General features: G+C 62.0%; 16 protein-coding genes. 8 read left to right on the forward strand and 8 right to left on the reverse strand.

Going from position 1 to position 14,421, the window contains the following annotated elements:
- From CO670_RS15060 to CO670_RS15080, 5 genes are all read left to right on the forward strand, one after another.
- Positions 1-428: TOBE domain-containing protein (locus CO670_RS15060; protein ID WP_141502286.1), on the forward strand; the 428-nt coding region annotated here is incomplete at its 5' end.
- 14 nt (positions 429-442) lie between these two features.
- Positions 443-1,981, forward strand: coding sequence for a GMC family oxidoreductase (locus tag CO670_RS15065; protein WP_097591111.1), 1,539 nt, complete (start codon positions 443-445; stop codon positions 1,979-1,981).
- Between the two features lie 9 nt (positions 1,982-1,990).
- Entirely contained in the window at positions 1,991-3,646 is a 1,656-nt protein-coding gene (locus CO670_RS15070) for a GMC family oxidoreductase N-terminal domain-containing protein (RefSeq protein WP_097590968.1), read from the forward strand.
- A gap of 24 nt (positions 3,647-3,670) precedes the next feature.
- Positions 3,671-4,840, forward strand: coding sequence for a Gfo/Idh/MocA family oxidoreductase (locus CO670_RS15075; protein WP_097590969.1), 1,170 nt, complete (start codon positions 3,671-3,673; stop codon positions 4,838-4,840).
- 13 nt (positions 4,841-4,853) lie between these two features.
- Positions 4,854-6,938 (forward strand): FAD-binding protein, encoded by a 2,085-nt coding sequence (locus CO670_RS15080; protein ID WP_097590970.1) that lies wholly within the window; start codon positions 4,854-4,856, stop codon positions 6,936-6,938.
- Between the two features lie 10 nt (positions 6,939-6,948).
- Here the strand turns inward: CO670_RS15080 and CO670_RS15085 are convergent, their stop codons facing one another.
- The 5 genes from CO670_RS15085 to CO670_RS15105 form a co-directional block, all read right to left on the reverse strand.
- A complete protein-coding gene (locus CO670_RS15085; protein WP_097590971.1) occupies positions 6,949-7,131 on the reverse strand; it encodes a hypothetical protein in 183 nt (60 codons plus the stop codon).
- 5 nt (positions 7,132-7,136) lie between these two features.
- Positions 7,137-7,367, reverse strand: a complete 231-nt coding sequence (locus tag CO670_RS15090) for a hypothetical protein (protein WP_097590972.1) — start codon at positions 7,365-7,367, stop codon at positions 7,137-7,139.
- Between the two features lie 78 nt (positions 7,368-7,445).
- A complete protein-coding gene (xth, locus tag CO670_RS15095) occupies positions 7,446-8,237 on the reverse strand; it encodes an exodeoxyribonuclease III (protein ID WP_097590973.1) in 792 nt (263 codons plus the stop codon).
- A 27-nt stretch (positions 8,238-8,264) separates the two neighbouring features.
- Complete coding sequence (locus CO670_RS15100; protein WP_097590974.1) at positions 8,265-8,666, reverse strand: GFA family protein; 402 nt, start codon at positions 8,664-8,666, stop codon at positions 8,265-8,267.
- 8 nt (positions 8,667-8,674) lie between these two features.
- A complete protein-coding gene (locus CO670_RS15105; RefSeq protein WP_097591112.1) occupies positions 8,675-9,172 on the reverse strand; it encodes a DUF883 family protein in 498 nt (165 codons plus the stop codon).
- A 295-nt stretch (positions 9,173-9,467) separates the two neighbouring features.
- On the opposite strand from CO670_RS15105, the gene CO670_RS32525 reads away from it, so the two are divergent.
- Complete coding sequence (locus CO670_RS32525; RefSeq protein WP_176538940.1) at positions 9,468-9,959, forward strand: hypothetical protein; 492 nt, start codon at positions 9,468-9,470, stop codon at positions 9,957-9,959.
- Positions 9,960-10,105: 146 nt separating this feature from the next.
- Here CO670_RS32525 and CO670_RS15115 read toward each other — a convergent pair whose 3' ends face one another.
- From CO670_RS15115 to CO670_RS32945, 3 genes are all read right to left on the reverse strand, one after another.
- Positions 10,106-10,729, reverse strand: coding sequence for a response regulator transcription factor (locus CO670_RS15115; RefSeq protein WP_097590976.1), 624 nt, complete (start codon positions 10,727-10,729; stop codon positions 10,106-10,108).
- A gap of 2 nt (positions 10,730-10,731) precedes the next feature.
- The gene (locus CO670_RS15120) at positions 10,732-12,120 is read right to left on the reverse strand and encodes a sensor histidine kinase (protein WP_097590977.1); all 1,389 of its coding nucleotides are present in this window, start codon (positions 12,118-12,120) and stop codon (positions 10,732-10,734) included.
- 61 nt (positions 12,121-12,181) lie between these two features.
- Positions 12,182-12,358, reverse strand: a complete 177-nt coding sequence (locus tag CO670_RS32945) for a hypothetical protein (RefSeq protein WP_176538941.1) — start codon at positions 12,356-12,358, stop codon at positions 12,182-12,184.
- Between the two features lie 161 nt (positions 12,359-12,519).
- Between CO670_RS32945 and CO670_RS15130 the strand changes: the two genes are divergently transcribed.
- Together CO670_RS15130 and CO670_RS15135 are read left to right on the forward strand one after the other, a co-directional pair.
- Complete coding sequence (locus CO670_RS15130; RefSeq protein ID WP_097590979.1) at positions 12,520-13,368, forward strand: methyltransferase domain-containing protein; 849 nt, start codon at positions 12,520-12,522, stop codon at positions 13,366-13,368.
- 108 nt (positions 13,369-13,476) lie between these two features.
- Positions 13,477-14,418, forward strand: a complete 942-nt coding sequence (locus CO670_RS15135; protein WP_097590980.1) for a hypothetical protein — start codon at positions 13,477-13,479, stop codon at positions 14,416-14,418.
- Positions 14,419-14,421 lie beyond the last annotated feature (3 nt).

Consider the following 14,421-nt stretch of genomic DNA (forward strand, 5'->3'; position numbering starts at 1 on the left):
TCGCAGACTTCATGGGATCGCCCGCGATGAACTTGCTTTCAGGCACGGTCGAGAAAGATTCCAATGGTCTCGCCGTATCGCTGACCCGAGCCGGCGGCGATGCCATCAGGCTGCCTGTGGCGCCGGGGAGGGATGCGCTTGCCTCCCATGCCGGCAAGCAGATCGTCTTCGGCATCCGGCCGGAAGCGCTGACCGATCCGGAGGGCGCCGATCGGAACGCCCGGACCCTCGCGGAAAGCGATTGCCTGATCGAAGTGGTGGAACCTGCCGGTTCCGACACCTTCGCGGTGACGAAGCTCGGTGGCAAGGAGGTCGTGGCGCGTCTGCGGGCTGACGCGCGCATCAGCGCCGGCCAGACGGCGCGGCTCGCTTTCAATCTCGACAAGGCCGTGTTCTTCGATCCTGAGACACAGGCCCGGATCGCGTGACGATCGGTACGAACATGAGCAGTGCACCAGACATCGTCATCATCGGCTCGGGCGTCGGCGGCTCCACGGTCGCCGCTGGCCTTGCCGCCACCGGCGCCCGGATATTGATCCTCGAAGCCGGCGACCACATCGCTGACCTTCCCGTCAATCGCGACCAGCGCGCCATCTTTCAGCGTGGCCATTTCCGGCCGAGGGAGACCTGGTACGAAGCTGACGGCAAGGGCTTCAACCCCGGCAACTACTACAATGTCGGCGGCAATTCGAAGTTCTACGGCGCTGTCCTGTCGCGCTACCGCAAAGAGGATTTCGACGTCATCGAGCACCGGGAAGGCGTCTCGCCGGCCTGGCCCTTTCCCTATGAAGAATTGGAGCCCTGGTACTCGAAGGCCGAACGCCTCTACCATGTCCGCGGCAGCCTCGGCGAAGACCTGACCGAGCCGCATCACTCGGCTCCTTACGAATACCCGCCTGTTCCGGATGAGGCGCCGATCGCCTATGTCAGAGCCCGCCTCAAGGCGAAAGGCCTGCATCCTTCTTCCCTGCCGCTCGGACTGGATCTCGACGCCTGGCTTTCGAAGGCGCGGACACCATGGGACGCGCATCCGAATTCCCGGGATGGGAAGATGGATGCCGAGACCGCAGCACTGGCGGCGGCGCTGGAGCACGAAAACGTGCGGCTCGAAACCAATGCGCGCGTGACGAAGCTCGAGACGGGAGGGGCGAGCCGGATCGACCGCGTGACCTACGTCAGGAACGGCCAGACGCTAACCGTCTCACCTGACATCGTGATCCTCTCGGCCGGCGCGGTCCAGTCGTCCGTGCTTCTCCTGCGCTCGAAAAACGACCGCTTTCCGAGGGGGCTGGCGAACTCCTCCGATCAGGTAGGCCGCAACTTCATGAACCACAATGCATCCGCAGTCATCGCGGTCTCGCCGAAGTTCAGGAACACCGCCGTCTACCAGAAGACCTTTGCCTTCAACGACTTCTATCTCTCCGACGGGGAGGGAGGGCCGCCGCTCGGCAATGTGCAGCTCCTGGGCCGCATCTCCGAAAAGGTTCTCAAGGGATCTCTGCCGCAAGCGCCGGAATGGTTTTTACGCTTCATCACGAACCATGCCATCGACTTCTATGCGATGAGCGAGGACGTGCCCAATCCCGAAAGCCGCGTCATGGTGGACGGAGACCGGATCGTCCTGCAGTGGCAGAGGACCAACTGGGACGCCCATCTCGCCCTTGTTGCCAAGCTGAAGGCGATCCTGAAATCGATCGGATTTCCGATCGTGCTGTCGAGGCCCTTCGACAAGCGCACGCCTTCCCATCAATGCGGAACGATCCGCATCGGCAACGATCCGGCGACCGCGCCGCTCGATCCCTACTGCCGTTCCTACGACCACGAGAACCTCTTCGTCGTCGACGCGGGGTTCCTGCCGACGTCGGCCGCGGTCAATCCTGCGCTCACCGTTGCCAGCCAGGCGCTGAGAGTGGCCGACCATATTGCATCGAAAGACTTGCAGGCGCGAGCCGATCCACTGGCGCGTGCCGGCCTCAAATAGGACAGTAAAATGGCATTCGACTACATCATCACGGGCGCCGGTCCTGCGGGATGCGTGCTTGCGAACCGTCTGAGCGAAGACCCTGATATCAGCGTTCTCCTGCTCGAAGCGGGCGGCGGCGATTGGAACCCCCTTTTTCACATGCCGGCCGGCTTCGCCAAGATGACCAAGGGCGTGGCCAGCTGGGGATGGGAAACCGTTCCCCAGAAGCATATGAAGGGCAGGGTGCTTCGCTATACGCAGGCGAAGGTCATCGGCGGCGGCTCGTCGATCAACGCGCAGCTCTATACCCGCGGAAACGCGGCGGATTACGATCTTTGGGCCCGCGAAGACGGCTGCGAGGGCTGGGATTACCGTTCGATCCTGCCCTATTTCAAACGCGCCGAAGACAACCAGCGTTTCGCCGACGACTACCATGCCTATGGCGGCCCTCTCGGCGTCTCCATGCCTGCCGCGCCGCTGCCGATCTGCGACGCCTATATTCGCGCGGGGCAGGAACTCGGCATTCCCTATAATCACGACTTCAACGGTCGACAGCAGGCCGGCGTCGGATTTTACCAGCTGACGCAGCGCAACCGCCGCCGCTCGTCGGCATCGCTCGCCTATCTCTCGCCGATCAAGGACCGGAAGAACTTGACGGTGCGCACGGGCGCGCGGGTCGCGCGGATCATCGTGGAGGGAAACCGTGCGAGTGGCGTCGAGATCGTAACGTCAAGCGGCTCGGAGATGGTGCGCGCCGAACGCGAGGTCCTGGTCTCCTCGGGCGCGATCGGATCGCCGAAGCTTCTCCTGCAATCCGGCATAGGGCCGGCCGATCATCTGACGTCGGCGGGAGTCAAGGTGCTGCACGATCTGCCTGGTGTCGGCGGCAACCTGCAGGATCACCTGGATCTTTTCGTCATTGCCGAATGCACCGGCGACCACACCTATGACGGCGTCGCAAAGCTTCACCGCACGCTTTGGGCCGGGATTCAATATGTCCTGTTCCGCACCGGTCCGGTCGCCTCGTCGCTCTTCGAGACCGGCGGCTTCTGGTACGCCGATCCGGATGCACGGTCTCCCGACATCCAGTTCCATCTCGGTCTCGGCTCCGGCATCGAAGCGGGCGTCGAGCGGCTGAAGAATGCCGGCGTGACGCTCAACTCCGCCTATCTGCATCCGCGCTCGCGCGGCACGGTGCGCCTGTCGTCGCCCGATCCGAGCGCTGCTCCATTGATCGATCCGAATTACTGGTCCGATCCCCACGACGTGAAGATGTCCCTGGAAGGGCTCAAGGTTGCGCGCGAGATCATGCAGCAGGCGGCCTTGAAACCCTTTGTCCTGGCCGAAAGGCTTCCCGGGCCGAAGGTCATCACCGACGAGCAGCTTTTTGATTACGGCTGCGCCAACGCCAAGACCGACCACCATCCGGTCGGCACCTGCAAGATGGGAACAGGGCCGGACGCGGTCGTCGGGCTCGATCTCAGGGTCCATGGCCTGGAAGGTCTCAGGGTCTGCGACTCCTCGGTCATGCCCCGCGTGCCCTCATGCAACACCAATGCGCCGACGATCATGGTCGGCGAAAAGGGTTCCGATCTCATTCGGGGCCTGCCGCCGCTGCCGTCCGCCATCTTCGCCTACGAACGCAACGATACGAGGCCGCGCGCCCGTGCCGAAATCCAGTAAACCCTTTCGAGAGGAGGTATGACAATGTCTGAAGTGAGGGTTGCAGTGCTTGGCGCCTCGGGCTGGATGGGCAAGGTCCACACCATGGCCTACCAGACCTTTCCACATTTCTTCGGCGTGTCGGATGGAACGGCGCGGATCGTGACGCTTGTCGATGGCAATCCGAGCGTCGCCGAGGATCTTGCCAACAGGGCGCCGGGCGCAAGGATTCTGCAGGATTGGCGTCCGGCCGTCGCCGATCCCGAAGTCGACCTGATCGACATATGCCTGCCGGACCACCTTCACTATCCGGTGGCCAAGGCGGCCTTGCTGGCCGGCAAGCATGTCTATTGCGAGAAGCCCTTGGCAAATACCGCCGACGAGGCGCGGGAGCTTGCGGATATTGCAAGAGAGAAGGGTGTCATCACGCGTGTGGGACATGCCTTTCCTCGCAACCCCGTTCATGATCTGGCGAAAGACATCATTGATTCAGGCGAAATCGGCGAGATCAAGCTGTTTCGCGGCTGCCAGCACGTCGACATGTATGGTGATCCCATGGCACCCTTCATGTGGCGTGCCGATGGAAAGCTTGCGCCGACGGGGATCGTTGGTGATACCGGCTCGCATATCTTCAGCTTCATGGATTTCCTGGTCGGCCGCGTCAGCTCCCTGATTGCCGACAATCTGATCGTCACCCCGCAGAGACCCGTTGTCGAAGGACTTGCCTATGGCGAGCAGGTGAAGCTTACGGGAAGCGAATCCTGGGCCGATATCACCAACCCTGACGCAACGAACCTGCTGTGCCGGTTCGAAAACGGCGCCGGCGGCATCGTCGATTTCAGCCGCGTCGCGACAGGCCGCAAGTTCATGCAGACCTATGAAGTTTACGGTACGAAAGGCAGCATCGCCTATACCTATGACGAGATAAACCGGCTGCGCTTCTATTCGAATGACGATCGGACGGGACGGCGTGGTTTCCGTGAGATCGACGTCGGTCCTGAGAATCCGACGTTCCGCGCTTTCCTTCCTCTGCCGAATTTCGGCATCGGCTATAACGAAAGCAAGATCATCGAGATCGCCGAAGTCATCCGCTCGATCGTCGCCATGAAACCGATGTGGCCGACATTCGAGACGGGCCATCACATCTGCCAGATCGTCGACGCCTGCATGGAATCCTCCCGGCAGAGGCGCTGGGTCGATATTCCGCTCAACTGATCGAGACGAGCCGATGACCATAGACGTTCCGCAGGAAATTCTTGATGCGCTGACCGACGTCGACATGCCGCGGCTTCCCCCCGAGGCTGCGCCTTCGGAGGTAAGCCGGCTCGCCGGCATCGAGGTGCCGGTCTATCGAGCCGGCTGCGTCGTCGTCGGATCGGGCGCGGCGGGCCTGCGCGCGGCAGTGGAAATGAAGCGGCGAGGCGATGATGTCGTCATCGTCAGTCAGAGCGCATGGGGCGGAACCTCCGCCTGTTCGGGATCGGACAAGCAGACCCTCCACACCGCAAACACGGCCGATCAGGGCGACAATTACAAGGCGATGGCCCGCGCCATCCGCAGCGGCGGCGCCATGGACGAGGATACGGCCTATGTCGAGGCGGTGGGCTCGTCCCGCATGATGGCATCGCTGCAATTCCTGGGGCTGCCGCTGCCGCAGGATCCGCTTGGCGGCACGCTGAGATATCAGACCGATCACGACGAGGTCGGCCGCGCCACCAGCTGCGGGCCGCGCACCTCGCGGTTGATGGTCAAGGTGCTGGCCGAGGAAGCGATCCGGCTCGGCGTGCCGTTCTACAATCAGACCACAGCAGTCAAGATCCTCACCGAGGGCGCTGGAGCGGGCTGTCATGTCGTTGGCATGCTCGCCATGCGCGCCGGCGACCGTACCGAGGAAAACCCGCTGGGCATCGCGCTCTTCGTCAGTGATGTGATCGTGCTTGCGGCCGGCGGGCCGGGTGAACTCTATCGTGACAGCGTCTATCCAAACGGCTGTTTCGGCTCGCTGGGGCTCGCCCTGGAGGCGGGCGTCGAGCTCGTGAACCTGACCGAAAGCCAGTTCGGCATCGGAACCCGGAGGGAAGGGTTCCCATGGAATCTCTCCGGCACCTATGTCCAGGCGATGCCGCATATCTATTCGGTCGATGCCGAAGGCGGAGAACACCATTTTCTGGCCGAATACTATCGCAGCACGCAGGAACTGGCGTCGAACGTCTTCCGCAAAGGCTACCAATGGCCTTTTCACGCGACGCGCATGCTCGATTTCGGTTCGAGCCTGGTCGACCTCGCCATTTACCGCGAGAGCGCCGCAGGCCGGCGTGTCTTCATGGACTTCAACCGGAATCCGCTGGCGGTGCCGGGCGACCTGCCGTTCAGCCTGGAAAGACTGGACGAGGATGTCCGAGCCTATCTCGGCAATGCCGGCGCGGACCAGGCCATGCCGATCGACCGGCTGAAGCACATGAACCCGCTCTCGATCGAACTTTATCGCCGTTACAAGATCGATATTGCCGAGGAGCCGCTGGAATTTGCGGTCAACAACCAGCACATGAACGGCGGCATCATGGTCGATACCTGGGGCCGCAGCAATGTCAGGGGCTGTTACGCGATCGGGGAAGCGGCAGGCACGCATGGCGTGACGAGGCCCGGTGGGGCGGCGCTGAATGCCGGGCAGGTGTTCGGCACGCGGGCGGCCGAGCACATCAGCGCGAGCGGCAGGGCGAAGCGGGTCGCTGCGGAGGATATCACCGCGATCGCGCAGGCAGGCATCGGCAGCCTTCTAGCCGCTCTTCGCGCCGAGAGCCCGCTGACCGCCAAATCGCTCCGCACGGAAATCCAGGCGCGCATGAGCGAGAAAGCCGGCATCCTCTGCGATCAGGAAAGCGTCGGCGGCGCCTTGATCGATGCGCGCAAGCTGAATGCTGAAATCCGCGAGAAAGGCGTCGCCTACAGCCGCGGAGCGGAAGCGGTTCGAGGGGTGCAATGGCGGCAGATGGCGCTGGCATCGGAAGCTGTTCTCAGCGCGCTCGACTTCTTCATCCGCAATGGCGGCGGCAGCCGCGGCGCGCGGGCGATATGCGACGGGCAGGGCGAATCCCTCCCGCTGGCACGCTCTGGTCCGCTGCAGGACTACCGCTTCCGGAAGGAACGCCCGGCGCATCGGGAGGAGCAGATCGTCGTTCGGCTGGATGGGGATCAGATCAGGCTTTCAACCCGTGCCAACCGCACCTTCGATGAAAAAGCCAGATCCTTCTTCGAGCGGGACTGGCCGGCCTGGCTGACAGGCCGCATCTATGATCTTGCAAGGGATGAATGAGGTCTGCCGATCAATCGGGATTGGAAACCGGCGGCGGAACCCGGATGCGTTCGGTGTCGTCGGAACCTTCGGCGACGGCTTCCTCGCTTTTACGCACACGCCTCGGCGGATCTTTCCCCTCAACCGGCTTCGGCGACCGCTGGTCGTCGGCCTGGATCTCGTCGGTGTTCAGGTAATTCTTGCTCTCAGCCATGGCAGTCACTTCCGATTGGAGAATTGCGGGGCAGGGATGCGGTCCTTCTGATCGGCACGGCCGGTGCGAGGATCGGTCTCGGTGGGACCGTCGCCCGCCTGGCGGCTGCTGCCCATATTGATCGGCGGCTTGCGTCGGTCATCGATATTGGTTTCAGGCAGCTCGTCGTCCTGGGTGTCCTCATTCAGTGACTTCGGCGGGAGCTTCGCGGAATCTGGGGTGGAATTGATTGGCATCGTGCAATCTCCTTTCATGCGTAACTCCAGCCGCCATCGTGGGTTCCCTGTCTCCCTTGTTGTCGGCGGCAGCGCAGCTCACATGCCTTCAGCTCCGGAAACGTCGAGCTCGATCATGACGGGCGCGTGATCGCTCGTATGGTCCCAACCCCGCGGTTTTCTCCGGACGCTTGCCGACCGGAGCCAGGGTGCGACTGTCGGGCTGAGCAGGAAGTGGTCGATCCGGAGCCCGGCGTCGCGCTCGAAGCTGTTGCGCCAATATTTCCAGAACGTGTAGATGCGCTCGCCCGGATGCAGGTGCCTGACGGCGTCGGTCCAGCCCTGGGCAACGAGATGAGCATAGGCCTTGCGGACTTCCGGCCTGAAAAGGGCATCGTCGAGCCAGCGCTCCGGCTTGTAGACGTCGATCTCCGTCGGCATGACGTTGAAGTCGCCGGCGAGGATCGCGGGCACGCCCAGATCGAGGAGTTCGGCGGCATAGAGGTCGAGGCGGCGGAACCAGCGGAGCTTGTAGTCGAATTTCGCGCTCGGGAACGGGTTGCCGTTGGGAAGATACAGGCAGCCGATCACGACGCCGTCGATGACGGCTTCGATATAGCGGCTGTGGGTGTCGTCGGGATCTCCGGGAAGCCCGCGCCGTGTCAGGATCGGTGCCTGGCCTCTCGAAAGGATGGCGACGCCGTTCCAGGATCGCTGTCCGTGCCAGACGGCGCCGTAGCCGGCCCGCTCGATCTCCTTTCGCGGAAATCTTGCGTCATCGGTCTTCAATTCCTGGAGGCAGACGACGTCGGGCGTATCCTCCTTGAGCCAGCGCAGCAGGATGTTCAGGCGGCCATTGATCCCGTTGACATTGTATGTCGCGATTTTCATGAGGCTCCCGAAAGTCGAGGCGTTGCCCTAGAAACGCTCCTGAGTTTCTTCCTCCGGAAGCCCGCGCCCGCAATCGGCCCAATCCAGGCGGCTTTCCACGCCGTAGTGTCCGGCCGGCCGGATCTTCTCCGGCGTGTCGAGAGAACCGACCGTCACCCGGATCAGTTCGTCGCCATCATACTGGAGATAGAGCGGCGTTCCGCAATTGCCGCAGAAACCGCGGGTGGCGATCGGCGACGATCGATAGGAGGCCGGTATGCCGTGCGTCCAGACAAGATCAGCGATTCTGGCCTGGACGAGCACCGCGAAAGGACCGCCGGTCGCCTTCTTGCACATGTCGCAATGGCAGTATCCCGAGTGCGGCGGCTCGCCTGCGAATTCGTATCGGCAGGCGCCGCACAGACAGCCGCCGGTCCATTGCATCGCCATGGCCGAGATTACCGTGTCGCGCCGAAGACGAAGGCGACGCCGGCGACGATCGCGACCGCCGTCAGCGGCTGCTCGCGGATCCTGTCTTCGATGTCGCGCACGACGCTGCGCGCTTCAGCCTTTGCCACGCGGGCAGTCCCCGAAGCCAGCTCCGAAGCCGACTCGGCTATCCGCCCCGCCTCCTTCCGAAGCGCGCGCATTTCCCGATGGTCTGCGTTGAAGCCATGGGAGGAGCCATCGGTCTCGCCGGTGGAGCGCAGGGCTTGATCCACGAGCGGGAATTCCTCGTCGAGTTTTGTGGGGTCCGGCTCGCGCGCCACGCGGTCAACGGCCTCGGTATCCGTGCGGCCGGCGGGTATGGACGTGTGGGTGGCCGACACCGGGTCGGACGCCGGAAAAGTGGCCTCGATTCCTCTGTCGAGCTCGCCTTTTCGGGCTCGGCTCCGCTGCTCCGCCTGTTCCTTGCGCAGGGATTGGACTGCCGGAGATTCGTTGGGATTTGCCATCGGGGATTCCTCCATTGTTCTTCGACAATGAAAGCGACGACGAGGAAAGAAGTTCCGGAAGAATGCATTCTCGCCTTCGACGACAACTATTATCGGAGGGAGAAGGCGAAGTGCGCGCACGCTGCCATCGTCGCCGGCATAACGGCGATTTTCCCGGCTTAGGGGCTCTCCATCAGGCAAACCGGACCAAAGTCTTGCAAGATTTGGCACTTAGGTCCGGTTGCATTCGATGCTGAAACAGCGAAAATATAGTGGGTTTCAATAGGACCGAAGTACGCATGAGTGAGGCTGTGTGGTGAGTATCTCGAAACGCGATTTTCTGAGATTGAGCGGCGGCGCTGCCGTCGCCCTCGTAGCTGCCGCATCTCCAGCGACATTGAAGTTCAGTGGCTCTCTTCCTGTCGTAGCAATGAAACGCGCCGAGGCCAAAGACGGCAATGGCGGCGGTAACGGCAACGGTGGTGGTGGCGGCAACGGCGGAGGAAACGGCGGCGGTGGCGGCAACAGCGGGGGGAATGGAAACGGGGGAGGGAGCGGAGGCGGCAGTTCCGGCAGCGGCAGCAGCGGAAACTCCGGATCTTCGTCCTCTTCGAAAGGATCGTCAGCAGCCTCGGGAGCGAAAGCAACCGAGGATTCCGATGGCTCGATCGATGTCCGTCATGCGAACGGTATCACCGAAACCCTCCAGAGCGGCCGCTACACCATGAAGGACTCGAAGGGCAGGACGATCATCAGCCGGCAGGCGACCGCCAATGACGCCCGGCGACTCAGCCGCTTCCTGCGCTAAAGAAATTCCCGCTTAAGCTAGAGCATGTCGCGCAAAACTGTGCAGCGGTTTTCCCGGGCAAAGCGCGAAGCGCTTTTGCCGCAACGACATGCGTAAAAACAAAGAGCTAAAGCGCAAGGAGCGAATGTGAAAGATCGCGACGCGCTTTAGCGCCGTTCGCGCCATTGCAGCGCCGCCTCGGTCCTGTTGGTGGCGCCGAGCTTGCTCAGAATTTGCGTCATATGGTGTTTCACCGTCTTTTCCTGCAGGCTGAGACGCAAGCCGATATGCTTGTTCGACAGGCCTTGCGCGACAAGATCCATCACTTCGCGCTCTCTGGGTGTGAGGCTGTTTTTATCGGAGGCTCCGCCCTGCAGGGAATTTTCCATGACTTTGGCAGACATCGTCGGCGAAATATAGCGCGCGCCGCCCATGATGGTCTGGATCGCCTCGGCGAGACCGCGGGAGCCGACGCCCTTGAGAACATAGCCCATCGCGCCGCGCTGCAGAGCTCCAAGCAGCGTGTCCACTTCTTCCGACACCGTCAGCATGAGCACTTTCGTCGAGGGGCTGCGCGTCAGGACGTGGCCGATCGCAGACAGTCCGCCGCCGGGCATCGAGACGTCGAGAAGCATGACATCGGGGCGGTTATTCGCCGCGATCATCGCCGCATCATCGCTGCTGGCGCCTTCACCCACGACGACGAAGTCGCTGATCTCGGACAAGCTGCGCGTTACGCCCTCGCGAAAAAGCGGGTGGTCGTCCACGACGCCGATAGTGATTGATGCCATCTTTAGTCTCCTGCTTCCATCGGCTCGAAGATCATGGTCACGGTCGTCCCTCCTTCGCCTGTATTTACCTCGAAGGAGCCCCCCAGACTGTCGATCCGCTCCCGAAGGCCTACCAGGCCAAGGCTTGACGGCCTTACCTCGTTCGGGTCGAAGCCGTCGCCGCGATCGCTGACCTCGACACGAACGTGACCATTGTGCGAGACCGCTTTGACAGCCTGCTGAATGCCGCCACCGTGACGATAGGCATTGTTCAAGGCTTCCTGGACGAAGCGATAGATACAGATCTTCACGGCGGTAGCAAGTTCGGGTCCATCCTCATCGACATCAGTCTGGACACGGGTTTCCGTCTTGTGCTGATGCGCTTCGACGACCCGGGTGACGATTTCGGTGATCGAGGATTTTTCGATCTGCGGCAGCACCAGCCCGCTGCAGATATTGCGGATCTCCGTCATCGCCTCGGCAAGGCTGGAGCGGATCCAGGCAAGCTCTTTTTCCCGTGCCTCCGGCTGCGTGGAGGCGTTGACCAGCAAGTCGCTGTCCAGGCGCAGCGAGGCATAGGCGATATGCTGGGCCGGACCGTCGTGCAGATCGGCGCCGATGCTGCGCAGATAGGTTTCGTTGAGCGCCGCCGCCCGCTGGGAAGCGCGCTGCAGCCGCCGCTGAAGCCCGCGATTCTCCGCCAGCAGTGCCGACAGTTCATGGACCCGTCCTCTCAAATCCCTGCGCTGCGCCTCGATCGTGCGGCTGCTGCGAAACACCAGAACGGAGAGAACGAGGAAAAAGACTGCCGTGAGCGTGGCGACGGCGGCCCAACTCCGCAGTCTGGCGCGCGCCAGGCTGTCGCCCAGCCCTTCCGCCGTCTCGTAGAATTCGAGTACGGCGACAGCCTGCCCGGACCATGGCTGCAGCACTGGGTTATAGATTTCCATGAGCGGTTTGCCGAGGGCGCGCTCCTTGCTGCTTTCCGGATCGTCGGCGATCTCGTAGCGCGCGACGAGGGATCCCGCGAACGCCCTCTGGAGCTTGTCGTTGACCGGAAACTTCTTGCCCATCAACTCCTTTTCGTTCGAATAGAGGATGGTCCCGTCGCTTCTCCAAAGCTTGAACGAAACGAGGCGCTTGCCGAGCGCGCCTTGGCCGAGCGTCTCGTCGAGCGCCTGAGCGCTGACTTCGTCCAGCATGGATTCCTTCTGCATGTCGGGAAGCAACGGCGCAACCACGCTATCCACGTAGAGCGCCGTCGCCGCGCCGGAATTATGGATGACGGCCTCCTCGATGAGATGAGTCACGAAAATGCCGACCAGCACCATGGCGGCAATCGAGATCAGTCCACCCGTGATGAAGAACTGGGAGGCGAGGGAGCGGGCATTCCAGCGGCGAAGCCAATTCATTTTGATACCGGCAAGGATTTCCCGCTAACCTATAGCGTCTTTAGAGTTTTTCCAAACAGTGTCACGGGATATTTCTGGTGTCGAAGATATCGGCGCCCTTGACGCTCTCGGTCAACCGATCGGTATCGCCCGACATGGCTGCGCCGAAGACGTAAAGAAGGGCGGCAAGCACGATGACGAGGGCGATGACGGACACGCTCCAGGCGTTGTTCACTCTGGATCTGCTGCTCTGAGCCATATCAGGGTCTCCTTCGGTCTCTTCCGAAACGGAGCCGATCGTTGCGCGTTCCACGCGATGGACTTCGGTCGGGCAGCGGTAGGACCATGGTCTGAGCCCCGTGGACATCAGCGGATCTAGGCATATTTCAAGTCGAATGAGCTGAGTTTGGAGGCTTCTGAGTGACGATCTCCGCAGATACCGAATATGACAGCGGCACAGCGGCCGCCACGTCTTCCGCGCCGTTCGTAGAAGGCGTTGCCGACTTCTACGAGAGCCTCCTCGTGCCGATACTTTTCGAGCCCTATGCATTGGAGCTGGCGACGATCGCCGAAAGGTTGAAACCGACCAGCGTTCTTGAGGTCGCCGCCGGGACCGGCGCTCTGACGCGGGCTCTGCGGGCAAGGCTCGATCCGGCAGCGGAGATCGTGGCGACCGACCTCAGCCAGGCCATGATCGACGTCGGCGCGCCGACGCTGACGATGTCGAGAACGCACTGGATGCACGCGGATGCCCAGGATCTGCCCTTCGCACCCCAGATGTTCGATCTCGTCGTCTGCCAGTTCGGCGTGATGTTCTTTCCGGACAAGCCGAAGGCCTATGGCGAGGCCGCAAGAGTGCTGCGCAGCGGAGGCCATTTTCTGTTTGCGACGTGGGATTCAATCGCAGCCAACGATTTCGCAAGATGCGTGGACGAATGTCTCGCAAATCTCTTTCCGTTCGATCCGCCGGATTTTCTAAGGCGCCTGCCATATTCCTATTTCGAACCCCGTTCGATCAAGGCGCAGGTGTCTTCGGCAGGGTTCGACGCGGTGTCCTGCGATCGGGTCGAGCTCACCTCCATTGCAGCCGCCCATGACGTCGCCGCTGCCTTTTGCCTGGGCTCTCCGCTCAGGGCGGAAATCGAAAGACTGGCGCCGGGGCGCATCGGCGAGATCGTCGATACGGTCGCCGAGCAAGTGGAATCGCGCCATGGGGTTCGTCCGTGCGGCGGCATGAGCGCCTTGGTTGTCGCCGGCCGTATTTCATAAGCTTCGTCGGTACGCTCGCGTACCAAATTACCGAAAATCTGCGTCCGTTCTTATAATCATTCTTAATTGGAACATGCTTCACTCAGTCGAAATCTGGGGCGGGCATTCATGTCGACATTATTCCGAATTCTGATCGCAGCATTGATCTTGCTGACGACGGCCGCGTTCGCTGCTGCCGACGACTGGCGGGTCATCAAGGCGACCACACAAGCGAAGTTTACTGTCGACAGAACGAATTGGCTGGATCTGCACGCCGGCGAGGTGGTTCCGAACCGCGCATGGATTTCGACCGGCCCGCGTGGACGGGTTCAGCTTGCCAGAGGCGTCGAGAGCATCACGTTTCAACCGAACACGCTTGCATCCATCACCGGCTACGGAGGATTTCTTTCACCGCAGACGCAGATCGTCCAGCAGATCGGTTCTCTGGATCTTGAGATCGAAAAGCGCGGTCAGCCTCATACGACGGTGCAGACGCCCTACCTCGCGGCCGTCGTAAAAGGAACGGTCTTCCACGTGACGGTCGGCAAGGCGAAGGCGTCCGTATCCGTGGATCGCGGCCTGGTCCAGGTCACGTCCTTCGCAAGCGGCCAGTTATCGAATGTTGGGCCGGGCCAGAGCGCGGCCGTCGACAGCAAGGCCGGCATGACGGTGAAGGGTGAGCTGTCCAAGCCCGAAATCACGTCGGTTGCCCCGTCGGTCGCGAGAGTTCCGGCCGTCGGCGCCACAAAACTTGCCGGTGCAGTCGAAGCGTCCGCGGTCAAGGACAAGTCTTCGGCCGTCGGCAAGGACGCCAGTTCCAGCGCAGGCAAGGCCGACAAAAGCGGGAACGGCAAAGGCGGTGGAAGCAGCAGCAATGACGGCAGTAGCGGAAACGGCCATGGCGGAGGCAATGGTAACGGCGACGGCAATGGTAACAGCGGGAAGGGCGACAATAACAGCGGCGGAAACGGCAACGGCAATTCCGGCGGCAACGGCAACAGCGGGAAGGGCGACAACAATCGCGGTGGCAACGATAACGGCAATTCCGGCGGCAAGGGCAAGGACAAGTGAAAG

This window comes from Rhizobium sp. J15 (assembly GCF_002531825.1).
Lineage (GTDB): Bacteria > Pseudomonadota > Alphaproteobacteria > Rhizobiales > Rhizobiaceae > Rhizobium.

Bases quoted from the DNA above. Each gene is read 5' to 3' on its own strand.
- CO670_RS15085 (WP_097590971.1), bottom strand. From the start codon at position 7,131: ATGGCTGAGAGCAAGAATTACCTGAACACCGACGAGATCCAGGCCGAC.
- CO670_RS15100 (WP_097590974.1), bottom strand. From the start codon at position 8,666: ATGGCGATGCAATGGACCGGCGGCTGTCTGTGCGGCGCCTGCCGATAC.
- CO670_RS15135 (WP_097590980.1), top strand. From the start codon at position 13,477: ATGTCGACATTATTCCGAATTCTGATCGCAGCATTGATCTTGCTGACG.
- CO670_RS15070 (WP_097590968.1), top strand. From the start codon at position 1,991: ATGGCATTCGACTACATCATCACGGGCGCCGGTCCTGCGGGATGCGTG.
- CO670_RS15090 (WP_097590972.1), bottom strand. From the start codon at position 7,367: ATGCCAATCAATTCCACCCCAGATTCCGCGAAGCTCCCGCCGAAGTCA.
- CO670_RS15105 (WP_097591112.1), bottom strand. From the start codon at position 9,172: ATGGCAAATCCCAACGAATCTCCGGCAGTCCAATCCCTGCGCAAGGAA.
- CO670_RS15075 (WP_097590969.1), top strand. From the start codon at position 3,671: ATGTCTGAAGTGAGGGTTGCAGTGCTTGGCGCCTCGGGCTGGATGGGC.
- CO670_RS15115 (WP_097590976.1), bottom strand. From the start codon at position 10,729: ATGGCATCAATCACTATCGGCGTCGTGGACGACCACCCGCTTTTTCGC.
- CO670_RS15080 (WP_097590970.1), top strand. From the start codon at position 4,854: ATGACCATAGACGTTCCGCAGGAAATTCTTGATGCGCTGACCGACGTC.
- CO670_RS32945 (WP_176538941.1), bottom strand. From the start codon at position 12,358: ATGGCTCAGAGCAGCAGATCCAGAGTGAACAACGCCTGGAGCGTGTCC.
- xth (WP_097590973.1), bottom strand. From the start codon at position 8,237: ATGAAAATCGCGACATACAATGTCAACGGGATCAATGGCCGCCTGAAC.
- CO670_RS15065 (WP_097591111.1), top strand. From the start codon at position 443: ATGAGCAGTGCACCAGACATCGTCATCATCGGCTCGGGCGTCGGCGGC.
- CO670_RS15120 (WP_097590977.1), bottom strand. From the start codon at position 12,120: ATGAATTGGCTTCGCCGCTGGAATGCCCGCTCCCTCGCCTCCCAGTTC.